Here is a 24252-nt window from a genome sequence, read left to right on the forward strand (position 1 = left end):
AGCGTTAGTGCGGTTTAACTGGCAATACGCATCCACTGGCACAATTTATCCAGCATCGCGCTGCATTGTGCCAGTTGTTCAATTGCCACGAACTCGTCAGCTTTGTGCCCCTGGTCCATACACCCTGGCCCACAGACCATTGTCGCTATCCCTGCCTCATCGAACAATCCGCCTTCCGTCCCGTAAGGAACGGTCGTTAACCCACTGTGTCCGCACCATTCGGTCACCCAGCGGGCAATATCCGACTGAGGATTGGTACACAGCCCGGGATACTGGCTGAGCGGAGTAAAAGTGATATCACATTCTTCCGATACCGCCCGCATCTGCGGCAGCAATTGCTGCTCTGCATAGTCCTGAATGCTACGGATGGTCTGTTCGCCTGGCTGGTCAGGTAAATGGCGCAGTTCAAAATCAAACTGACACTCCCGGGGGACGATATTTAACGCATTGCCGCCGCGAATCACCCCGGTCTGAAGCGTACTGAACGCCGGAGAAAAACGTGTGTCCTGGTGCAGGGTCAGTTGTTTAGCCACCTCGCCCATCCGGTGAATAATTTTCGATGCATATTCAATGGCATTGACCCCGTCAGGCGCATAGGCAGAATGGCAGGCATGGCCCCGGACATGGCAACGCATGGCAATCTTCCCTTTATGACCAAACACCGGTTGCATTTCGGTAGGCTCACCGACAATGCATAGCCCCGGTTTTTGCGGGCTGCTGTTGAGCATCTCAATCAGGCTTCTGACCCCGAGACAGCCTACTTCCTCATCATAGGAAAAGGCCAGATGCAACGGCAACCGCAGTGGTCGCGCCAGAAAATCCGGCAAAGAGGCCAGCACACAGGCAATAAAACCTTTCATATCGGCACTGCCACGACCGTAATAGCGCCCGTCACGCTCAGTGAGAGTGAAGGGATCTGTCGTCCAGTTTTGACCGTCAACCGGCACCACATCAGTATGCCCGGAAAGCATGACCCCGCCATCTTCAGCCGGCCCCAGCCTGGCATGCAGATTGGCTTTACTGCGTTCATCGTTATAAATCAGCTGATGTTCAATGCCCAGCTCACTCAGATAACCGGCAATGGCCTCGATTAAACGCAGATTAGATTCACGGCTGGTCGTATCAAAGGATAACAAGCGTGCCAGCCAGTCACGGGAGGCATCATTCATCTCCGGGAACTCCATAGCTCGGGGCGCGGGTAGGATCGATAGCCCGGGTGATATAATCCTCCATCTGCGGCTGGTAGCTATGCCATAAATCCGCCAGTTGACCAATCGGGTCCTCTTCTGCCCAGTCAACACGCAAATCAACAATTGGCCAGACCAGGTCACCGACAACTTTTACCGCCGCAGAATGCACCGGGCCTGCTTCTCCGCCTGCCGCTATACCGGCCTGCATCGCTATGATCAGTCGCTCTGGCAACTGGCCACTGCTCTGTTCAAAGGCCTCCACCATAGCCTCGATCACCCCTTTCCCGGCCAGCATATTACCGGCGACCACACAATCTTTACCGGCCAGCGCATGATATGTTCCGAGGGCTTTACTCCCACTAAAGAACGCAGTGTTGCCTTCAGCATCAATCGCCGTCACCTGCCGGTACTGGCTGTAACCCTGACTGGAAAGAACGTCATCTATCGCCTGTTGTGGCTGTTTTCCTTTTTCGAGCTGTTCAAGAATCTGTGGCCCGAGTGCCGGCAGAGTTATATTCTGGCTGGAAACCGCCCCGACTCCGGCCTGAAGCCACGGACAGCGTGCGCCGACGGCAATGCTTGATGAACTTATGGCAATGCCTAACTGGCCGGTTTCGGCGCAACGTGCAGCAATAGAGAATGTCATAGTCGCTCCTCAGTTTATTCAGGCAGTTGGTCGTCAGGGATCACCGCAATCACATCAATTTCCATCAGCCACTGTGGCTGTCCCAGTGCAGAAACGACCAGCCCGGTCGAAATCGGAAACACGCCTTTCAGCCATTTACCGACTTCCTGGTAGACAGGTTCACGATAACGGGGATCAATCAGGTAAGTCGTCGTTTTAACAATGTGAGATAAATCACTGCCTGCTTCTTCCAGCAACTGTTTCACGTTTTTCATGGCCTGCTCTGCCTGAGCACGGGCATCACCTAACCCCACCAGATTACCTTCAAAATCAGTACCGACCTGCCCGCGAACATAGACCGTGTTTCCGGCCCGCACGGCCTGGCAAAGATCATTATTCAGCGACTGGTTCGGGTAAGTTTCTTTGGTGTTAAACATACGAATACGGGTATGGGTTGGCTTACTCATCATGTTCTCTCTTTTTAGTCATCGGTCAGTTTCCGGTGGTTACCGGAATAATCGCTCATCCTGTGGGCCCTGCGGGCATGCCACGGGGAGCGGCAGAAAATTGATCCGGCTTGATACCAGGTGACCTCAGTGGTTGTTTACCGTCTGTCTGACGATTCGCTGATGTCGTTCCCGGTAATTTCCTGACTACCATCATCGCCAGAGCGGAACAACAGAGAAATTATTTTTTTTATAGCGATTGCCCAGTTAAATACTTATCAGATTTTTTTACAGATAGCGGGGCACACTGGCAAAACGGGATACCCTCAGCTAACCTCGCGACAGGATAAACGGCCAAAATAGTCAGGGGGGGTAATCAGGGGATTTCCCGAAAATAAAAAGCGGCGTTGATGCCGCCGTCTGTTCAGAAACGTAATGACAAACAGGACAGGCTGCCATCCATTTTTTTAAATTCACTGGTATCCAGGGTCACAACCGGCATCCCCAGCGCCGTGAGCTTTTTTAGTGTGACAGGATATCCGGCCGGAGTTACCAAAGTACCATTAATTAGTAGCGTATTACCGGCATAGGCTTCCTCATCAGGAATAACAATGCGCTGAAATCCGGCAAAGACCGGAAGTTCTGCGTAATCAGCGGTGAGTAACAAGGTATTATTGCCGATATAGTTCACCACACTTTTCAGGTGCAGGCCGCTACCGGTTTTTACCGCCGTGACCTGATAACCCAGCGGGGCAACCACTGAGGTGAACTCATCAATGGCTATCTGGTTTGTGCGTTGCGTCAGGCCTATAAAGAACTGTCTACCCACCAACAGCACATCTCCCCCGTCCAGATGCCCGTCATGGCTCATCCGGTACAGCGGCCGGTATTTTGCCAGCTCTGTGGCCAGCAGCTCTTCTTCCCCCTGACGGCTGATGGCCCCCGGATGAGTCATAATAGCCAGTTCAGGGATAATAACCGCAGGGTCTTCAACAAAATGCGCATCAGGATAATCCGGTTCGGCAGGTAATAATGTCACACGCAGTCCCTGTTCCAGCAGAACCTCGATGTAACGAAAAAATTGTTGACGGGTTCTGCTGCTGTCTGGCAGCCCTTCTGTAGCCGTGGTTTCCCCACGAGAACAGTTTAGAGCAGGGAGACGGGTGATGACCTGAGTAAAATGCATTCTTCATCCTTTTATAGAAAACTGAGGTTAACAATAAAAAAATCTGCGAATCATCTTAACAATGGGGTGAGCCAGATAAAAATACCGCAGCTTGTAGGTCTGCGGTATGACAGTTTAGCGTTTGTTCTGCGCGTCTGGTTTATAGACTACTGCGCTGCCCGTCGGGTAATCGCTGGCTGTTACGCTGACGAGAGTTCAGTACCATTCCTGCGATGACCACCAGCACTGCCAGTATCCCGGTCGCTATAATCTCGATGCGATGAGCGGGCATAAACAGCATTGAACACAAGATCCCGATAATCACAACAATGACACACCAGGTCAGGCCGGGAAACAACCACATTTTATAGGAAGGAAGTTCTCCGCGGGATTCCATCCGTTTACGCATCACCAACTGAGAGCAGGCGATTACCAGATACACCAGCAGGGCAATAGCACCGGAACTTGCCAGCAGGAAATTAAACACCTCTGCAGGGGCGACATAGTTGGCAAATACGGCCAGGAAGGCGGCGGCGGTAGAGAGCAGAACCGCAACCCAGGGGGTACCCGCTGCGCTGGTTCTCGCTGCTGCCGCCGGAGCATCGCGACGGGTAGCCAGCGAATAGAGCATCCGTGAAGAGGTATACAGTGCAGAGTTAAGACAGCTACACACCGCCGTCAGTACCACGATATCCACAATCAGCCGTGCATGCGGGATGTTCATCATCTCCAGCACCGTCTGGTAAGAACCTTTGCTGGCAAGCGAAGGGTTGTTCCAGGGAACCAGCGAAACAATAAACAGTATGGACAGCAGATAAAATAAAGAGATACGCCAGATCACCGAATTGGTGGCTTTCGAAATTTCACTGCCAGGATTTTTAGATTCTGCTGCCGCAATGGTGACAATCTCGGTGCCCATAAAAGAGAACATTGTAGTGAGTATTGCCGCCAGTACAGCCCCGAAACCATGTGGCATAAACCCGCCGCTGTCATACAGATGGCTCATACCACTGACCTGACTCCCGGGCATCAGACCAAATATGGCCACGCATCCCAGCACCAGGAAAACAACGATGGCAGCTACTTTGACCAGTGCCAGCCAGAACTCAAATTCACCATAATGTTTGACACTGAACAGGTTACTGATTGTCAGAACCAGAGTGATAGCCAGTGTGAACTGCCAGATAGCCACCTGGGGAAACCAGCTGTTGAGAATGGTCGCTGCAGCATTGGCCTCCAGTGGAATCACCAGTACCCAAAACCACCAGTACAGCCAGCCAATGGTAAATCCGGCCCAGCGGCCTAACGCCCGCTGTGCATAGGTTGAAAACGAGCCGGAGTCCGGTGAGCTGACAGCCATTTCCGCCAGCATCCGCATAATTAAGACAACCAGACCACCGGCAATCAGATAGGCAATCAATACTGCCGGACCGGCTTCGGCAATCGCATGGCCGGATCCCACAAACAGTCCCGCGCCAATGACACCGGCAATGGACAGCATACGGATATGCCGGGATTTCAGTCCCGGAGAGAGTGAGTCTGTGTTTGGAGAAGTAATGCTCATGATTTCCCTCATCATAATATTATTAGTCGGAATACCCCTGATTGCTGAATACGCCGAAGTTAGTCGGGAATAGAGGTAATGAATTTCCCGGAGAGGAACGGTCTCCGGGAGAACACCCTGTACTGCGAAAATTTATGAATCAGACAGCATATTGCTGTAATGCCCGGGTCAGGATACCCAGTGCCTGACGGAATTGGTCGGCAGGAATGGTCAGTGGATAGAGGAAGCGGATAACATTGCCTTTCTGACCGCAGGTCAGCAACAGCAGTCCCTGATCCATCGCCGCCGCCTGTACCTGACGAGCTATCGACGTATCGTGGAATTCCGCCGCGACCATTGAGCCCAGTCCACGAACTTCTTTGATGGCTTTACAATGTGGTTGTAGTTCCTGCAGACAACTCACCAGCTCACTGCCCAGTTGTAGTGAACGCTGGCAAAGTTGTTCTTCATCAATCACATCCAGCACAGCATGGGCCGCCGCGATCGACAGTGGGTTACCTGCGTATGTCCCCCCCAGCCCTCCCGGGTTAGGAGCATCCATCACTTCTGCGCGCCCGGAAACAGCAGACAGCGGGAAGCCACCGGCCAGGCTTTTCGCCATAGTGATGATATCCGGCTTAACGCTGAAGTTTTCCATCGCAAACAGTGTTCCGGTACGGGCAAATCCTGTCTGAACTTCGTCAGCAATTAACAGGATACCGTGCTGGTCAGCCAGTTTACGCAGTGCGGTCATAAACTCCTCCGGCGCTACCCTGAATCCACCTTCACCCTGCACAGGCTCCAGCACGATGGCAGCAACGTTATGTGGCGCAATGTCGTAGTGGAAAATATCTTCAAGGCTGCTAAGTGCCTGGCCGACAGTAACCTCATTTTCCACCGGGAAACGGGCGTGGTAAACCGAAGGGACCATAGGACCAAAATCTTGTTTATAGGGGGCCACTTTGCCGGTCATCGCCATGGTCATCATGGTGCGCCCGTGGAATGATCCGCCGAAAGTGATGACCCCGTGACGACCGGTATAAGCGCGGGCGATTTTCACGGCGTTTTCTACCGCTTCAGCACCGGTGGAGAAAAATGCAGTTTTTGCCGGGCCTTCCACCGGAACACGCTGGTTAATACGTTCTGCCAGCGAGATGTAACTCTCATAAGGCACAATCTGAAAGGCGGTATGGGTAAATTTCTGCAACTGTTCCGCGACGGCAGCCACCACTTTCGGGTGACGGTGACCGGTATTCAGTACCGCAATCCCTCCGGCAAAATCAATCACCTCACGACCTTCTGTATCCCGCAGGGTGGCATTTTCGGCACTACTGACAAACCAGTCACACATCACCGCATTACCACGCGGCAGAGCGTTTTGCTTTCTTTGGTTTAATGCGTTTTTTGAGTCACTCATGTTATATCTGCCTCGTAAGTTTGGCGTGTTTTTTGTTATAAAACTGCTTTTATTTATCCCGCCATTTGGTGTACTTTCCAGAACCATTTAAGTGCAAAAAGAAGGTGCCAATTGCGAACTCTCTATGCTGATCACCTCCTCGAACGTCTGCAATTCGAGCAACACGGCAGGCTGCACCAGCGTTTGCTACGGGTGTTACAACAGGCGATTATTGATGGCGTTTTCCCGCCAGAGACCAGGCTGCCCGCCACCCGTGACCTGGCTAAAGAGCTGGGAATTTCACGTAACACCGTGCTTAATGCCTACGACAGTTTGCTGGCTGAAGGGTATGTCACCTCACGAACCGGCAGCGGCACCCGGGTGGCGAAAACATTACCGGAGTTTTGTCTGAACAGCGAAAGCCAGCAGACCACGGAGATTCCGGAGCAACAATTACCGCCCATTTTGTCAGCACGCGGAGCCGCGTTGCTGGGCCATGCGACCGCTTCGCCTTTTCAGTGGGGGGCCTTTGTACCCGGCGCCCCGGATGTCACAGCGTTTCCACATAAAACGTTGAGTAAAATTCAGGCCAGACTCAGCCAGCAGCCGGAAATTAATCAGTTGATCTACAGTAACGACGGTGGCTGTGCTTATCTGCGTCAGGCGCTGGCGGACTATCTGCGGGTGGCCCGTTCAATCCGGGCTGAAGCCGACCAGATAATCATTACCGAAGGGATTCACCAGGCGGTAGATTTGGTGTCACGGGTATTATGTGATCAGAACGATACGGTATGGATCGAAGAACCTGGCTACTGGGGAACCCGAAATCTATTACGGATTAACAGTCTGGATGTCCATGCAGTGCCGGTCGATGAAGAAGGTATGTTGCCGGAAATCACCGCCCGCCGGCCAGCACCGAAAATGGTGTTTGTGACACCTTCGCATCAGTATCCGTTAGGGGTTCACCTGAGCCTGACCCGCCGCAAACAGTTACTGGATATGGCACGCCGGCATCGCTTCTGGATTGTCGAAGATGATTATGACAGTGAATTTCGTTTCTCCGGCAGCCCCTGGCCGTCGTTGCAGGGGCTGGAGGAGGATGCCCCCGTGATTTATATGGGGACCTTCAGTAAAACGCTCTATCCGGCTTTGCGTATTGGCTATCTGGTGGTTCCAAAAAATCTGAAGACTGAGCTGCGTACCGCAGCGGCTGAACTCTACCGGGGAGGACACCTGATTATCCAGCGGGCCATTTCCGAATTTATCAGCCAGGGTCATTATGCCGCCCATATTCGCCGGATGCGGCTGCTGTACAATCAGCGCAGAAAATTTTTACTCAGCCTGATCCAGCGTTATCTGGGGGAAGCCTTTATGCCCCGTTATAACCACGATGCCGGGTTACATCTGGTTATGACGCTGCCGGATAAAAGTGATGATGTGGCTATCGCACGGGAAGCACTGCGCAAAGGGGTAAGTGTCCGGCCGCTGTCGCAATATTATATGCAACGCCAGAAAAAACGTGGATTACTTCTGGGCTACGCCTGTGTCAACGAGCAGCAGATTTTTACTGCTTTCCATCTGTTGCGCCAGTGTCTGATCAACGCAGGACTGTGCCGGCAGCGACCCACCCTCTCTAACGAAGAGCAGAGTGGCCCAGCCTGATGGCAAGGCCACTCTGGGGTTAGCAGGGGTTAGCGGCGGTTACGCCAGACAGTCTGAATATTACAGAACTCGTGCAGGCCAAAATGATTCAGCTCGCGCCCGTAACCACTTTTCTTCACCCCGCCGATGGTCACACGAGGGTCTGAAGCGCCATACCCATTGATAAACACGGCGCCGGTCTCCAGACGGTCAGCAAAATGGTCTGCCAGTGCTTCGTCAGCAGTCCACACCGTTGCACTCAGACCAAATTCACTGTTATTCGCCAGCGCCAATGCATGCTCTGCATCACGGGCCACCGTCAGTGCAGCCACCGGTCCAAAAATCTCTTCGCGAAATGCGGTCATTTCCTCGCTGACATCGGCCAGTATCGTCGGTGCATAGTAGTTACCCACTCCGGCAATTTTTTCTCCGCCACACACCAGTCTGGCGCCCTGATTCAGGGTATCCTGTACCTGCTGATGTAACTCATCACGCAGATCGTAACGGGCCATTGGCCCCAGATAGGTGGCCTCATCAAGCGGGTCTCCACTCTTCAGTGCCTGTACCGCGGAACTGAAACGCGACTCAAATTCCGCCGCGACCGACGCTTCAATAATAAAGCGTTTCGCCGCCATACAGACTTGTCCGGTATTCTGATAACGTCCCGCGACCGCCGCTTTTACGGCTTCATCCAGATCTGCATCTGCCAATACGATAAAGGGATCAGAACCGCCCAGCTCAAGAACCGTTTTCTTCAGTGCAGCTCCCGCCTGAGTGGCAATAGCCGCACCCGCCCTGACACTACCGGTGACCGCAACGGCAGCCACCCGGGGATCATTAATTAACTGAGAAACCCCGGCGTTATCCACGTTTAGCAGTTCAAAGGTACCTTCAGGGAACCCCACGGAATTCATCACTTCCTGTAATAAGGTCGCACATCCCATCACGTTCGGCGCATGTTTCAGAATATAGGTATTTCCGGCCAGCAACATCCCGGCGGCCCCACGTAATATTTGCCAGTAAGGGAAGTTCCACGGCATAACAGCCAGAATGGCACCGAGTGGACGAAATTCCTGCCAGGCCTGCTGATTTTCAACCTGAGTTGGCTGAGCCGCCAGTACTGCCGGACCATTGTCCGCATACCATTCACAGACCTGGGCACACTTATTCACTTCAGCACGCGCCTGAACAATAGGTTTTCCCATCTCCAGAGTCATCATTTTCGCCAACGCTTCATTACGCTCCCGCAGGCGTGCCCCCAGCGTCCGCAGCACCTTAACACGGGTTTCCATCGGGGTTACGCGCCAGGTTGCAAAGGCGCTGGCACTACGTTGCAGGCTGCTTTCGATAGCATCACTGTTCTGAAACGGGTAACGAGCCAGTTCTTCACCGGTGGCAGGGTTGATAGACAGGGCGTAATCAGTCATAAATAATCCTTACTGCGGGTTAAAAGGTCATGCGAATTACCATACGCCCCTCAGAAACTGTTTTAAAATGAATATTTATAACGAAGTTCATGACGATTTAAGAATAACATCTCAGTCACTGAGCCCATTCAGTCAACAACACCCGCGATGGCCTGCGGTCATTATCACACCATAAGACCAGAAAAGTGTTATGATTCAGCTACAATTGAGCCCGTAAATAATACAGCTAACGAATTTAAGTCAATGATAAAAATAACCGTCTGCGTGTTAACCTTCAACTCCGCACGCACCCTGAACGACGTGCTTCCTCCAGCGCTTACCATCGCAGACCAGGTCATTGTGCTGGATTCCGGCAGCAGTGATCAGACTCTGGAAATTTGTCGCAATCATGGCATTGAAGCCCATTATAGCCCGTATGAAATGCATGGCAGACAGATGAATAAAGCCATTGCGCTGGCCGAAAATGACTGGGTATTTTGCCTGGATAGCGACGAAATTCTTGATACACAGACACTGGATTTTATTAAACAGCTAAAATCTGCCTCAGACCAACCCGCGACAGATCAGGCCTGGCGTATCTCACGCTACTGGTATGTATTAGGAAAGCAGGTAAAAACCATTTATCCGGTCTCGTCCCCTGATTACCCGGTGAGGCTGTTTAACCGCACCGTCGCAGGTTTCAATGACCGTCCGGTGGATGATGAAGTTGTCGGAGAAAAACAGAGCTCGGTCATCCCGGGCCATGTTCGCCATGACACCTTTTATTCACTGCACGAAATGTTCAGCAAGATGAACAGCTATACCACACGGCTGATCAAACATCAGCGTATCCGCCCTTCACTGATACGTGGAATGTTCAGTGCCATTGGTGCCTTTTTTAAGTGGTATCTGCTTAATGGCAGTTGGCGTCTTGGTAAAGTGGGTTTTGCTACCGGGGTCTATGCCACCCTGTACAGCTTTATGAAATATTTTAAGGCCTGGTATCAGCACAATAATAAATAATTGCTTTTCGTTCAGCCACTGACAGCATGGCTGAACGAAATCGCCTGATTAGTGAGGCTTTTGCTGTTCCCCTTCCTGCGCTGAATCAGTGGCTTCACTCCCGCTCTCTGCCTCTTCCGGCAGATTGACCATGGTATTCTGAATATCTTCTTCATCAATGGCCGGGTTCAGTGCTACCGCCAGCGGTGAACTCACCAGACCATCAGTTAATGGCACATGCGGAACCTGATCTTCCGGGGTCACTTCCGGCAGGGAAGAACGCAGACGGGTCAGCCCGATAATCACCACGCAGCAGACCACGAAAAAGACATACAGCATATTTCCCCCCAGAGGTTGCATCAAGGCACCTGTCAGCAAGGGGCCGATACTGGCACCGATTCCATACGACATCAGCAAACAGGCCGTCAGCGAAACCCGTCGTTCTGCAAGTATCCGGTCGTTGGCTAGCGCTACCGCCAGAGGGTACAAAGCAAACTGCATCATACTGGCGACAAACGCGATACCGGTGACCGGAGCAAAACCCAGATGCTTAAGTATTGCCAGCGGTAACGACGCCAGCAGGAAAATTATCGCCGTAAAAAACAGCAGCCTTTGTCGGTCATAACGGTCTGACAGCCAGCTCAGGGGAAACTGCGTGACCAGCCCGGCAAAGATGGTGGCCGCCATAAAAATACCGGTCTCGGAAGTTGTCAAACCCATCTTACTGGCATACACCGGGGCCATCCCATAAAAAGCCCCGGTCACCATTCCCGTCAGCAGTGTAATCACCAGAATTCGCGGAATGGTCTTTAAGAAATAACTCAGTTCAAGCGGTGCCGGTGACATAGGATGAACTTTAGTCCGGGTGGTCAGCGCGATAGGAACCAGACACAGCGCAAAACACAGAGCAACAATCAGTAACGGCAGCATGCCAAACCCACTTTGCAGGGTGAGGATTATCTGCCCCGCAGACAATCCAAGATAAGTTGCGACCATGTACAGCCCGAAAATCACCCCTCGCTGATTAGATTCTGCCTGATCATTCAGCCAGCTCTCCAGAACCATATACTGACTCATCATGCACAGCCCGATGATAAAACGCAGCACTATCCATACCGGAATATAAGCGCTCATCCCATGACCAATCACCGATGCAGTGATAATCCCCGCACAGGCAACGTAAGCACGAATATGCCCCACCCTGGCTATCAGGTTATGTCCGACTTTCCCCCCCACCACCAGCCCTATGTAATGAGCTGCGGTAATTAATCCAATCACCGTACCACTGACGCTTTCGTGGGCCAGCCGCAATGAGACATAAGTCGTCAGTAAGCCTGAACCCAGTAACATCAGGAGAGTCGTGGTATACAAAGGCAGAAAGGTATTTAAGATTTTTTGCATTAAATCTCCGCGAGAGTTATTCACAGAATGAATGAATAACGCCCGGGAACAGAGGACCAGCGACCTGAACAGCCGCTCTGTTGATCAGTCCAATACAGGGCATCCTTGCCCTGCACTTCCATCATCCTTACAGGTGTGGAAAATTGATATGATTCCCGGGCGCTTCCCGATGTAAATGAATAAAGTTCAGGTGGCGCTCATATTGATCAAGGATATCTATGATCACCTGTTCTTTACTGTAGTCCATCAAATCGTTCCCCTGGCTACCTTCGACTAAAAAAGTTTCCAGTCGGTAGTAGGTCGACTTGCCACTTCTCGCCCGGTATGTGAAACCAGGAATCGAGTATTTCTGCGGCCAAATCTGATAAACAAAGTTTTGCTCCTCTCCCAGATTGACCGTCAGCGCCAAATGCCCAAGGTCCTGGTCTGCCTCGGCCGGCAGATTTTCCAGTTGCACCTGAGCGCCACGATATTCGAGCTCCTTTGCCACTTCCTGCATCGCAGGAAAACAGGTGTTATCCAGCATGGCACGGGTATAGGTCGTCCCCGGATAGTTCATCAGCCGTGAAAGACGTTTTTTCCAGCTCAGACGGTCATTGGCCGTCGCCAGGTAAGGTGCCGTATCCCGGCTGGCACTGACCCGACGATAATCCTCAACTTTGAGTGACTTATACAGCCCGGCCATCACAAAAAACATCACAAAACTAAACGGCAGTCCCATAATCACTGTGGTGCTTTGCAGTGCCGACACACCGTTAGTCATCAGCATGCCGAGTGTCAGTACACCGATCGCTATCGACCAGAAGATACGAATCCAGTTCGGGGCATCGCTGTTGATATCCTTAAGTCGTGAGGTGAAATTCCCCAGGACCAGGGCACCGGAATCCGCAGACGTCACATAAAAAAGCAGACCAGTGATCGTGGCAACAGAAGCGCTAAAGGTGAAGGCCGGATACTGAGCCAGCAGGTTATAGAAACCTCGTTCAGGGTGAGCCATAACATCCGCGGCAAAGGCAGCATTGCCATGGATAATCTGATACAGCGCTGCATTCCCAAAGACTGACAGCCATAACAATGTGAAGGCAAACGGAATAATCAGCGTACCCAATACAAACTCGCGAATCGTTCTGCCACGGGAAATACGAGCCAGAAACAAACCAACAAACGGCGACCAGGCCACCCACCAGGCCCAGAAAAACAGCGTCCAGTTATTCATCCACTCGGTCGGGCGGTCGAAAGCAAAGGTGTTTAACGTCATCCCCATAAAGCGATTAATGTAATCACCTACATTCAGGACCAGGGCATTCAGCAGAAACTCCGTATTACCGAAAAACAGCACAAAAATAATCAGCCCCAATGCCAGCAAGACATTGAGTTCAGACAGCATACGGATTCCTTTATCCACCCCGGAGGTGACCGAGATGGTAGCAATCACCACCGACAAGACAATCAGTGCCGCTTTGGCGCTGAGACTGTCAGGGATATGGAACAACACACTCAGACCATAGTTGAGCTGAACCACACCAATTCCCAGCGTGGTGGCAATACCAAAGATAGTACCAATGACCGCAGCAATATCGACAGTGTGACCAATCGGACCGTTAATGCGTTTCCCGAAAATCGGATAGAGCGCAGAGCGTATCGTCAGAGGCAGGTTATAACGGTAACTGAAATACCCCAGGGCAATCCCCATCAGCGCATACATCGACCAGCCCGTCATTCCATAGTGGAAGAGTGTCCAGACCATGGCCTGTCGGGCGGCTTCCGTTGTTTGCCCTGCCCCTTCCGGGGGCTGCATAAATTGAGTGACCGGTTCAGCCACAGAGAAGAACATCAAATCGATACCGATGCCGGCGGCAAACAACATTGCCGCCCAACTGAGTAAGCTGAACTCCGGTTTAGACTGTTCCGGCCCCAGTTTAATCGCTCCAAAACGGGAGACTGCCATGAATAAAACAAAAACAATGTACAACGTCGCCGCCAGCATGTAATACCAGCCAAAGGTGGCCGATACCCAGTCCATAACGCTTTGAATGATTCTGGCTGAGGTTTCGCTGTAAAAGAAAGTCATCAGGGAAAACAACAAAATCAGCCCCGCGGCGGTGTAGAACACCACAGGGTTGACTTTGTCTTTTTCACTGGCAGGTGGGTGAATCATGAATTACCTCTGATTAGCTCTTAAAAAAAACAACACCGCGACATTTCCCTGTCCGGTACCCTCCCGCTAAGAATAAGCATCCCCACAGAAGGTGATGGTGATTTTATTATTAATTACAGACACTTAATGGAAAACCACATCAATTCCCCGAACTAAAATCCAGCCCGGAGAATACCAAGCATAGCAATTCTCTTTTTTATATTGAACAATCAATCAAAAAAAGTTTTAATAGTTTATACCAAAGTGTCGGGGAGTCACCAGTATGCCTAAAGTAGGTATGCAGCCCATTCGTCGGCGTCAGCTTATTGATGCCACGCTGGAAACAATCAATGAAGTTGGTTTGCATTACGCCACGATTGCGCAGATTGCAAAGCGTGCGGGGGTATCCACAGGGATCATCAGTCACTATTTTGGTGACAAAAATGGATTGCTGGAAGCAACAATGCGTGACATTACCACGCAGTTACGCACCGCCATTCTCAGCCGTTTGAAACGGCTGCCCGCGACTGAGACCCGGGCGCGTCTGGAGGCGATTGTTGACGGGAATTTTGATGAAACTCAACTGCACAGTGCAGCCATGAAAGCCTGGCTGGACTTCTGGGCCAGTAGTATGCATCACCCTATGCTTAACCGGCTGCAGGTGGCCAGTAGCCGGCGGCTCCTCTCGACACTGATTGCTGAATTTCGCCGAGAACTGCCCCGGGACCAGGCAAGAATTGCCGGCTATGGGTTATCAGCACTTATTGACGGGTTGTGGCTGCGGGCTGCACTGAGCGGTCAGCCCTTTGACCCCAGACTGGCGAAAACGCTGACCACCCGGTTCATTTGTCAGCAACTGACAAAAAACCAATTAGATGACGGAGAATAAACGATGTCACGATTTGCAGAACAGTTTCTGTACATTGACGGAGCAAGAGTGCCCGCACAGAGTGGGTTTACATTCCAGACGGTCAACCCCGCGAATGGTGAAATCCTCGCCGATGTCCATGAAGCCGGTCAGCATGATGTTGATCTGGCCGTTGAATCCGCCCGTAAAGGACAAAAAATCTGGGCAGCACTGACAGCCATGGAGCGTTCACGTATTTTGCGCAAAGCCGTCGATTTATTGCGTGCAAGAAATGATGAGCTGGCGCTACTGGAAACCCTGGATACCGGTAAACCCCTGAGCGAGACGACATCAGTGGATATTGTCACCGGCGCCGATGTGCTGGAGTACTACGCAGGACTGGCAACCAGTCTGGAAGGTCAGCAAATCCCGCTTCGGGAAAGTTCATTTGCCTATACCCGTCGTGAACCGCTTGGGGTCGTCGCCGGCATCGGTGCATGGAACTATCCGATACAGATAGCCCTGTGGAAATCAGCCCCGGCACTGGCAGCCGGCAATGCCATGATTTTTAAACCCAGTGAAGTCACCCCGTTGACTGCTCTGGTACTGGCAGAAATCTATAGCGAAGCCGGAGTTCCTGACGGCGTATTTAATGTCCTGCCAGGCCGCGGTGCGGTTACGGGCCAGGCTCTGACCGAACATCCCGGTATCGACAAAGTCTCTTTCACCGGTGGTGTGGTCAGCGGGCGTAAAGTCATGGCGACGGCCGGAGGCTCTACCCTCAAAGAGGTCACCATGGAACTGGGAGGGAAATCGCCACTGATCATTTGTGAGGATGCCTGCCTGGACCTGGCTGCCGATATTGCCATGATGGCAAATTTTTATAGCTCCGGACAGGTCTGTACCAACGGAACACGGGTCTTTGTTCCCACGGAACTGAAGAGCGCCTTTGAAGAAAAAATCATCGCCAGGGTCGCACGCATCCGTGCAGGATCGCCGGAAGATGCTGATACAAACTTTGGTCCGCTGGTCAGTTTCGCTCATCGCGAGAATGTCATGCGTTATATCCGCTCCGGTATCGACCAGGGTGCCAGACTGTTGGCCGGAGGACATGAATTAAGCGGTGCTGACTTTGAGAATGGCGCCTGGGTTGCACCGACGGTGTTTACTGACTGCCATGACAATATGGAGATTGTCCGGGAAGAGATCTTTGGCCCTGTGATGTCGATTTTAAGTTATGACAGCGAACAGGAAGTCATCCGTCGAGCCAATGCTACCGATTTTGGTCTGGCCGCCGGAGTCGTCACCCCTTCAATAAACCTCGCTCACCGGATAATCCACCAGCTGGAAGCAGGAATATGCTGGATAAATACCTGGGGAGAATCACCTGCAGAGATGCCGGTGGGTGGCTACAAACATTCAGGAATTGGCCGCGAAAATGGCCAGATGACGTTGCAAAGTTACACCCGGGTGAAATCTGTTCAGGTCGAACTGGAAACATTTCAGTCCGTATTTTAAACCTTTAACCTGAGGAGTAATGATGGAATTTGATTATATCATTATCGGTGCCGGCTCCGCTGGCAATGTGCTGGCCACCCGACTGACTGAAGACAAAGAGGTCAGCGTACTGTTGCTGGAAGCCGGTGGACCAGACTACCGTGCTGATTTCCGAACCCAGATGCCTGCTGCGCTGGCTTACCCGCTTCAGGGAAAACGTTATAACTGGGCTTACGAAACCGACCCGGAACCCCACATGAATAACCGCCGGATGGAATGTGGCCGCGGTAAAGGACTGGGCGGATCATCGCTTATCAACGGCATGTGCTATATCCGCGGTAATGCAATGGACCTGGATAACTGGTCCCGGGCACCGGGTCTGGAAAACTGGAGTTATGCGGATTGCCTGCCCTATTATCGTAAAGCTGAAAACCGCGACAGCGGCGCAAATGACTACCACGGTGCAGATGGCCCTGTCTGTGTCAGTACTCCGAAAGACGGCAATAATCCGTTGTTCAGTGCCATGGTAGAAGCCGGAGTACAGGCCGGATATCCGCGTACCGATGATCTGAACGGTTACCAGCAGGAGGGTTTTGGTCCCATGGACAGAACCGTGACTCCTCACGGCCGACGTTCCAGCACCGCACGCGGCTACCTGGATCTGGCAAAATCCCGCAGTAATCTGACCATTATCACTCATGCCACCACTGACCGGATAGTATTTAACGGCAAACGGGCGGTCGCTGTCGAATACCTGCGCGGAAAACAGGCGACTCCGGTGCTGGCCTCTGCCCGTAAAGAAGTTCTGCTGTGTGCCGGTGCAATTGCATCACCACAGATATTGCAGCGCTCAGGCGTCGGCCCGGCATCCTTATTGCAGAAATTTTCAATTCCGCTGGTGCATGACCTGCCAGGTGTCGGAGAAAATTTGCAGGATCATCTGGAAATGTATCTGCAATACGAATGTAAGCAGCCCGTATCTCTTTACCCGGCGCTGCAGATGAAAAATCAGCCCAAAATCGGTGTAGAGTGGTTGTTGAAAGGTCGCGGTATTGGTGCCAGTAACCAGTTTGAAGCTGGCGGTTTTATCCGTAGCCGTAAAGAGTTTGACTGGCCGAATATTCAGTATCACTTTTTACCGGTGGCGATAAATTATAACGGTACCAATGCGATTGAAGCACATGGTTTCCAATGTCATGTCGGTTCGATGCGTTCGCCAAGCCGTGGCAGAGTACAACTGATATCACGCAATCCGCATCAGCATCCGTCAATACTGTTTAACTACATGTCCCATGAACAGGACTGGCAGGAATTCCGCGACTGTATTCGTCTGACCCGCGAGATCATTAATCAGCCGGCACTCGATGAGTATCGTGGCAAAGAACTGAGTCCGGGTATGGATTGCCAGAGCGATGAACAGCTGGATGAATTTGTGCGCAATCATGCCGAAACGGCTTACCATCCCTGCGGTACCTGTAAAATGGGTAATGATGAGATGGCAGTGGTGGATGCCGAAGGACGCGTTCATGGATTACAGGGTTTACGGGTAGTCGATGCCTCGATTATGCCGGAAATCATCACCGGTAATCTGAATGCGACCACCATTATGATCGCGGAAAAACTGGCTGACCGAATTCGTGACCAGCAGCCTTTGCCCCGCAGCACCGCAGGTTATTACGTGGCGGGGGATAACCCGGTCAGAAACGCGCCCCTTCGCAAATAACCATGCTCTTTTCACGATCTTAACATTATCCGGAGTAAAACAGGCATCGTCTGTTTTACTCCGGACAACACCACTGTTAATTCCCCGGCCAGCGATAATTTTTAACTTACTGATTCCTGAGCCGTTCTTACCAACCTGTGAAACGCAACTCCTCTGCAATAGCCAGAGAAATATCCCACTTAAAACTTATACCCTCTGTAGCCTGAAAATAATTACTTACAAACTCTTTACCAAATGTTGAAAAAAAATAATAATACGAATGAACATGATAATAATTATCATTACTCATGAAAATTATAAGGATAATCCGTTGAAAAGTAAGCGCAATATCTCTCCGGCATTTCCTGCCGTCGGCAAACTGGGCGTATTTGCAGGTTTGTGTGCAGGGCTTTCAGGGCCGGTAATCGCCGCCACTACACCAGCAACTTCAGATACCACGGCAGCGGCAACCAACCGCAATATTACTGCCAAAAAATCGGAACCTACTCTGGTGGTCAGTGCAGCATTACCTTCACTCTACCTGCCTAAAAGTTTGTCAGATCCGAAATTTACCCGGCCACTGGCAGATACCACACGTACAGTCACGGTGATCCCTGAAAAAGTGATTCAGGAACAGCATGCCACCACGCTGACCGATGCCCTGAAAAACGTCGCTGGTGCAGGAGCTTTCTTTGCAGGAGAGAACGGTAGTACCTCGACCGGGGATGCTATCTATATGCGCGGCATCGACACCTCGAACAGTATTTATGTCGATGGCATTCGTGATATCAGTTCCACCACTCGTGATACCTTTAATACGCAGAGTGTGGAAGTGATTAAAGGCCCTTCAGGATCGGATTATGGCCGCAGCGCGCCGTCCGGCTCTATCAATACTATCTCTAAACAACCGACCCTGGATACCAGTGTTGATGGTTCGGTCAGCTATGGCAGCGGTTCTGAGCGCCGTGCCACTCTCGACTATAATCAGATGATTAGCGATAACAGCGCGTTTCGTGTCAATATGATGGGGGACAAGGGGAACGACCGGACCCGTAATAACATCAACCATGAAAAATATGGTATTGCTCCTTCACTGGCGTTCGGGCTGGATACTCCAACCCGTTTATATCTCAATTACTTCCACCTTCATCAGCGTGGTACACCGGATGGCGGTGTTCCGACCATCGGTCTGCCCGGTTACACCGCCCCCAAAGGGTTCGAAGCATTAAACAGTCGCGGAAAAGTGAACCCGCATAACTATTACGGCACCAACTCTGACTTCAGCAATGCCACCACGGATACTGCCACTCTGCGCTTTGAGCACGACTTAACAGACAGCACCACTATCAGGAACACCACCCGCTGGTCAGAAACCAAACAGAAATATCTACTGTCAGCATTTATGGGTGTTACTGCCAGCACCTCAGATAATCCGGATGACTGGACATTGTCGCGACTGATCAACACCAAAGACGTAGTCAATAAAATACTGACCAACCAGACTAACCTGACATCAAAATTTTATACCGGTTCAGTCGGGCACGATATCAGTACAGGAGTTGAATTCACCCGTGAAACGCAGACTACCTATGGCCTGAATGCGCTGACCGCACCGGCCGTCAACATCTATTCCCCTGACAGTAATATCTCCATTGGGGGACTGAGTCCGAACGGCGCTAATGCCAATGGTTCCACCAATACTTTCGGTATCTATGCCTTCGATACGCTACAGATTACCTCAGATTTCGAACTGAACGGTGGCATCAGGCTGGACAGCTATCATACCGAATATGACTCATCGACTGCCTGTGGCGGAACCGGGCGCGGCGCCATCACCTGTCCGGCTGGCGTTCCTAAAGGTACTCCGGTGACGACTGTCGATACCACTAAACATGGTAATCTGTTTAACTGGAAAGCTGGCGCGCTGTATCACCTGACACGCCAGGGCAACGTTTATGTTAACTACGGTGTTTCGCAACAACCGCCGGGCGGGAGTAACTTCCAGCTGGCCAACGGAGGCACCGGTAACAGCGCCAACCGTACGGACTTCCAGCCACAGAAAGCGCAAACCGCAGAACTGGGGACTAAATGGAGCCTGTTAAATGATACGCTGCTGCTGAGCGGTGCACTGTTCCGGACCGATATTAAAAATGAAGTCAGCCAGGACGCCTCGACCCTTGAATATGTTCAGACCGGTCGTAAACGGGTTCAGGGTTATGAACTGACCGCCAGCGGCGATATTACCCGCGACTGGCATGTGATGTTAGGCTATACCCTGCAGAATGCTAAGGTAGAGGAAGGGGCAGCTGTCAGCAATGACGGCTCCAGTGCTCTGAGCTATACCCCGAAACATGCCTTCACTTCATGGACCACTTACCAGATAACTAATGATTTGATCGCCGGGGCCGGTGCCCGTTACGTTGGCAGTATGCATCGTGGCACTGACGGGGCCGCAGGTACGCCGAATAAAGTAGACAGCTACTGGGTCGCAGATGCTATGGCCGGCTACAAAGTTAACAACAATCTTGACCTGCAACTGAATGTCTATAATGTTTTCAACAAGCATTACGTTTCATCGATTAACAAGAGTGGCTACCGCTACTTCCCGGGGGCTGAGCGCAGCTGGATGCTGACTGCAAACGTCCACTTCTGAGCCTATTCACGCCGCAGGGATCTGCGGCGTTTTTTCAGGAATTACCGCTATGATGCAACAAATTTCGGGTCTGTTGAGCAAACAGGAAGTTCGGCAGGTACTCGATAAACTGTCACAATGCCGTTGGGTGGATGGACGTGCGACGACCGGCACCCAGGGAGCCCGGGTCAAAACCAACCAGCAGGTTGATACCCAAAGCGAAGAGTGGCAGGAACTGCAGCAGTATCTGCTGAATATTCTCAACAGTCATCCTCAGTTCTTTTCGGCAACCCTGCCAGTGAACATCTCCAGCCCGTTATTTAACCGTTACAGTGACGGTGGAACCTATGGTTTTCATGTCGATGGTGCAGTGAGGCGCGAAGGCAATGAGTGGCTGAGAACAGATATTTCAGCCACCTTGTTTCTGACCGAACCCGACAGCTATGAAGGCGGAGAGTTGATTATTCAGGACACCTATGGCCAGCATAGTGTCAAACTGCCTGCCGGGGATATGATCCTTTACCCTTCCAGTAGCCTGCATTGTGTGACTCCGGTGACCCGGGGAGAACGGGTGGCTTCATTTATGTGGATACAGTCGATGATCCGCGATGATAAAAAGCGGGCCATGCTGATCTCTCTGGACGAAAACATTCAGGAACTGAATCAGCAGCCCCGGTCAGAGGAAGTTTCTATGTCACTGCTGAACCTCTACCATAATCTGCTCAGAGAATGGAGCGGGCAGTAACCCACCCTGCTCAGCAGCCAGGCAGAAATAACCGACATCGGAATTCTGCCGGAGGCTGTTGTCACTATTCTCAGCATGTTATGTTGTTGCTTTGTTCCAGGCTATCAGGCAAACCAGAATGACAAAACAACGCGTAGGAATTATTTTTGGCGGGAAATCGGCTGAACATGAAGTCTCCTTACAGTCAGCCAAAAACATCATTGATGCTATTGATAAAACAAAATTTGAAGTTGTGCTTCTGGGGATTGATAAGCAGGGACACTGGCAGATTAATCAGCAGTCGGACTTCTTACTCAATGCCAATGACCCGCAGCATATTGCCCTGAACCCTTCGGCTCAACAGTTGGCTCTTATCCCGGGCCAACAGCAACAACAATTAGTTGACCGGCAGCACTCTTCCCCGGTGCCTCAGGTCGATATCATTTTCCCTATCGTCCATGGGACACTGGGTGAAGACGGCTCCCTGCAGGGGTTACTACGGATGGCCAACCTGCCATTTGTCGGTTCCGGGGTATTAGGTTCCGCCGTGAGTATGGATAAAGATATCGCCAAGCGCTTGCTACGTGATGCCGGCATGTTGGTCGCACCATTTATCAGCCTGACCCGCGCCCGTCTGGCAGAATTCAGCCCTGAACAGGCTATCGAACAACTGGGACTGCCGCTGTTTGTTAAACCAGCCAATCAGGGATCATCGGTAGGTGTCAGCAAAGTTCGTAGCCCGGAAGAACTGTTACCGGCATTACAGGATGCCTTCCGTTATGATCGCAAAGTATTGATCGAAAAGGCTATTGTCGGCCGGGAAATTGAGTGTGCGGTATTAGGTAATGATTCCCCCCAGGCCAGCCATTGCGGAGAGATTGTCCTCAGTGACGAGTTCTATTCTTACCAGACCAAATACATTAACGAAAAAGGGGCTCAGGTCGTGGTACCGGCGCAGCTGGATCCGCAAACCGATGAACGCATCCGTCAGGTAGCCTTACAGGCTTACCAGGCGCTGGAATGTTGCGGCATGGCCCGGGTAGATGTTTTCCTGACCGCCGACCAGCAGATTATCATCAATGAAATCAACACGCTGCCAGGATTCACCAATATCAGTATGTACCCAAAACTCTGGCAAGCCAGTGGTCTGGGATACAGTGACCTGATTACCCGGCTGATTGAACTGGCGCAGGAACGCTATCAGCAGGACCAACTCATGACAGACTCTTTCGATCACTAAGTCTGTATCCGTCTGGCGGGTACTATTCCTGCCAGGCGGGTGATGTCTTATTACGCCCACCCCGTTTTGACACATACAGGTTTCGGTCCGCCGTACTGATCAGCCGATTCATCACTGATACCCAGTTATTGTCTTCACTCCCCGCCGGTTCCAGAGCCGTACCAATACTCACCGAAACCGCTACCTCAGTTCCCTGAATGATAAAATTTTCTTCCGAAACCACTTTACGGACGGATTCAGCATGCTGGTAGATTTCAGCCGCGTCGGTATCGAACAGTACAATGGCAAATTCTTCTCCGCCAAAACGTGAGACCCGGCACTGCTCACCCAACAGCGCGACCAGGCGTCGACTCATTTCCCGCAACACATGGTCACCTTCATCATGACCAAAATTGTCGTTAATGGATTTGAAGAAATCGATATCCAGCAGTATCAGTCCCATCAGCTTTTCCTCCCGGAACGGCTCGCTCACCAGACTGTCAAACAGACCGGAACGAGACAGCAGCTGGGTCAGGAAATCATAATTGGCCCGGATCGCCAGTTGACGGTTGAGGCTGCGTATTGAATCCATGCTCACTGCGACCATGTACGGGGTCAGTGCCAGCGCGGCAATACCCAGCCGCACCGAAATCAATGGCGTCACCTCTGATGGCATAAACCCGGTACCGACAGTAATAATATTCAGATATATCAGCATGATTTCCACAACACCAATCACGCAGGTAATCAGACATACCGCAGACACCGGCAGTACCAGAGCACACCAGATAAGCCCTGGCAGTGGCAACGTCAGGCTACCCGGGCCTCCCAACGTTATGGATGCCAGGAGCAACAATGCCACCGCAATCACCGACAATACTGACGTTAACCGCCACTGATACTGACTATTTTTCCGGCCAATCGTCAGTATCAGGGGGAGCAGCAATAATCCGGTAGAAAACTGTTCACTGCTCCACGCGCCCACCGCGCTAAAAAATGCCAGTCCGCTGTCCACATCCGGCGAAGCCATCACCCCCCAGGTGGCTGATACCAGTGCAGCCAGCAGACACACCGGAAAAATAATCATCACATTTGTGATGCTGGTTTTCCCGGAGTTGAAAGAAGGGAGACGATTCAGCAGAACAGCCGTAATCATAATAAACAAGATATTGGCAAAGTTAATGGTGAAAGCTTCTTTTGCCCAGCCAGAAAACAGCAAATCATTCGCAACCATACCTGCATAACAAAACAGATAGTTCAGCGGCGTATGCAACCAGGGTTTACGGATAAACAGTCCTGCAATCACTGCGTTTACAATCCAAAACAGCGACAACACCATCGGTAACCGGAGATGACTGCCTAAGGCAGACAACAGAGCGGAGATAAGCAGCAGAATGATACCGTTCTGTATGATTCTGTTTTGTTTAAAAAGCCGAAACGTCATTACTTAATACCCCATGCTGCCGGTCCTTTCACCCTGCCCTCTGTCTGCCATCCCAAAAGCTGAGGCAAGGATATTCAGATATGGCATCGCCGCTGACCGGACAGGCAGCAGAAACTAATCGTTCATTCAGGAAAGAATCACCTGGCTTACATATTGATTCAGCGCTGGTGAATCTGCCGAAAAAATATGACATTTACAGAGTTCCGGCGTCAGCTGAGATCGCCGTGATCCCCGG

At 51.5% G+C, this 24252-nt stretch carries 18 protein-coding genes; 8 read left to right on the forward strand and 10 right to left on the reverse strand.

Annotated features, from left to right (window positions below; translation table 11 throughout):
- Positions 1–14: 14 nt before the first annotated feature.
- The 6 genes from argE to gabT form a co-directional block, all read right to left on the reverse strand.
- Positions 15–1169, reverse strand: coding sequence for an acetylornithine deacetylase (gene argE, locus B3Z23_RS16755; protein ID WP_294912298.1), 1155 nt, complete (start codon positions 1167–1169; stop codon positions 15–17).
- Positions 1162–1836, reverse strand: coding sequence for a DUF1028 domain-containing protein (locus B3Z23_RS16760; protein WP_294912300.1), 675 nt, complete (start codon positions 1834–1836; stop codon positions 1162–1164). The genes argE and B3Z23_RS16760 overlap by 8 nt, the downstream gene beginning before the upstream one ends.
- Before the next feature lie 14 nt (positions 1837–1850).
- The gene (locus B3Z23_RS16765) at positions 1851–2282 is read right to left on the reverse strand and encodes a RidA family protein (protein ID WP_038023470.1); all 432 of its coding nucleotides are present in this window, start codon (positions 2280–2282) and stop codon (positions 1851–1853) included.
- 403 nt (positions 2283–2685) lie between these two features.
- The gene (locus B3Z23_RS16770) at positions 2686–3447 is read right to left on the reverse strand and encodes a dimethylarginine dimethylaminohydrolase family protein (protein WP_294912301.1); all 762 of its coding nucleotides are present in this window, start codon (positions 3445–3447) and stop codon (positions 2686–2688) included.
- A gap of 139 nt (positions 3448–3586) precedes the next feature.
- Positions 3587–4990, reverse strand: coding sequence for a GABA permease (gene gabP / locus B3Z23_RS16775; protein ID WP_294912302.1), 1404 nt, complete (start codon positions 4988–4990; stop codon positions 3587–3589).
- A gap of 139 nt (positions 4991–5129) precedes the next feature.
- Positions 5130–6386, reverse strand: a complete 1257-nt coding sequence (gene gabT / locus B3Z23_RS16780) for a 4-aminobutyrate--2-oxoglutarate transaminase (protein WP_294912303.1) — start codon at positions 6384–6386, stop codon at positions 5130–5132.
- 111 nt (positions 6387–6497) lie between these two features.
- On the opposite strand from gabT, the gene B3Z23_RS16785 reads away from it, so the two are divergent.
- On the forward strand, positions 6498–8027 hold the full coding sequence (locus tag B3Z23_RS16785; RefSeq protein ID WP_294912304.1) for a PLP-dependent aminotransferase family protein: 1530 nt from the start codon (positions 6498–6500) through the stop codon (positions 8025–8027).
- Positions 8028–8056: 29 nt separating this feature from the next.
- Here B3Z23_RS16785 and B3Z23_RS16790 read toward each other — a convergent pair whose 3' ends face one another.
- Positions 8057–9433 (reverse strand): aldehyde dehydrogenase family protein, encoded by a 1377-nt coding sequence (locus B3Z23_RS16790; RefSeq protein ID WP_294912305.1) that lies wholly within the window; start codon positions 9431–9433, stop codon positions 8057–8059.
- 243 nt (positions 9434–9676) lie between these two features.
- Between B3Z23_RS16790 and B3Z23_RS16795 the strand changes: the two genes are divergently transcribed.
- Positions 9677–10435, forward strand: coding sequence for a glycosyltransferase family 2 protein (locus tag B3Z23_RS16795; RefSeq protein WP_294912307.1), 759 nt, complete (start codon positions 9677–9679; stop codon positions 10433–10435).
- A gap of 48 nt (positions 10436–10483) precedes the next feature.
- Here the strand turns inward: B3Z23_RS16795 and B3Z23_RS16800 are convergent, their stop codons facing one another.
- Together B3Z23_RS16800 and B3Z23_RS16805 are read right to left on the reverse strand one after the other, a co-directional pair.
- On the reverse strand, positions 10484–11815 hold the full coding sequence (locus B3Z23_RS16800) for an MFS transporter (RefSeq protein ID WP_294912309.1): 1332 nt from the start codon (positions 11813–11815) through the stop codon (positions 10484–10486).
- Positions 11816–11942: 127 nt separating this feature from the next.
- Positions 11943–13973, reverse strand: a complete 2031-nt coding sequence (locus B3Z23_RS16805; RefSeq protein ID WP_038023318.1) for a choline transporter — start codon at positions 13971–13973, stop codon at positions 11943–11945.
- Positions 13974–14235: 262 nt separating this feature from the next.
- Between B3Z23_RS16805 and betI the strand changes: the two genes are divergently transcribed.
- From betI to ddlA, 6 genes are all read left to right on the forward strand, one after another.
- Positions 14236–14841, forward strand: coding sequence for a transcriptional regulator BetI (gene betI, locus B3Z23_RS16810; protein ID WP_294912310.1), 606 nt, complete (start codon positions 14236–14238; stop codon positions 14839–14841).
- Between the two features lie 3 nt (positions 14842–14844).
- Positions 14845–16317, forward strand: coding sequence for a betaine-aldehyde dehydrogenase (gene betB, locus B3Z23_RS16815; RefSeq protein WP_294912311.1), 1473 nt, complete (start codon positions 14845–14847; stop codon positions 16315–16317).
- A gap of 22 nt (positions 16318–16339) precedes the next feature.
- On the forward strand, positions 16340–18019 hold the full coding sequence (gene betA / locus B3Z23_RS16820; RefSeq protein ID WP_294912369.1) for a choline dehydrogenase: 1680 nt from the start codon (positions 16340–16342) through the stop codon (positions 18017–18019).
- Positions 18020–18329: 310 nt separating this feature from the next.
- Positions 18330–20651 carry a catecholate siderophore receptor Fiu gene (locus B3Z23_RS16825; RefSeq protein WP_414716506.1) on the forward strand — a complete coding sequence of 774 codons (2322 nt, stop codon included), beginning with the start codon at positions 18330–18332 and terminating at the stop codon, positions 20649–20651.
- Between the two features lie 49 nt (positions 20652–20700).
- A complete protein-coding gene (locus tag B3Z23_RS16830) occupies positions 20701–21375 on the forward strand; it encodes a Fe2+-dependent dioxygenase (RefSeq protein ID WP_294912312.1) in 675 nt (224 codons plus the stop codon).
- A 118-nt stretch (positions 21376–21493) separates the two neighbouring features.
- Entirely contained in the window at positions 21494–22594 is a 1101-nt protein-coding gene (gene ddlA / locus B3Z23_RS16835; RefSeq protein ID WP_294912313.1) for a D-alanine--D-alanine ligase, read from the forward strand.
- A 22-nt stretch (positions 22595–22616) separates the two neighbouring features.
- On the opposite strand, the gene B3Z23_RS16840 is transcribed toward ddlA, so the two are convergent.
- A complete protein-coding gene (locus tag B3Z23_RS16840; RefSeq protein WP_294912314.1) occupies positions 22617–24017 on the reverse strand; it encodes a GGDEF domain-containing protein in 1401 nt (466 codons plus the stop codon).
- Between the last annotated feature and the right edge of the window lie 235 nt (positions 24018–24252).

Source organism: Tatumella sp. UBA2305 (assembly GCF_002345795.1).
Taxonomy (GTDB): Bacteria; Pseudomonadota; Gammaproteobacteria; order Enterobacterales; family Enterobacteriaceae; genus Tatumella; species Tatumella morbirosei.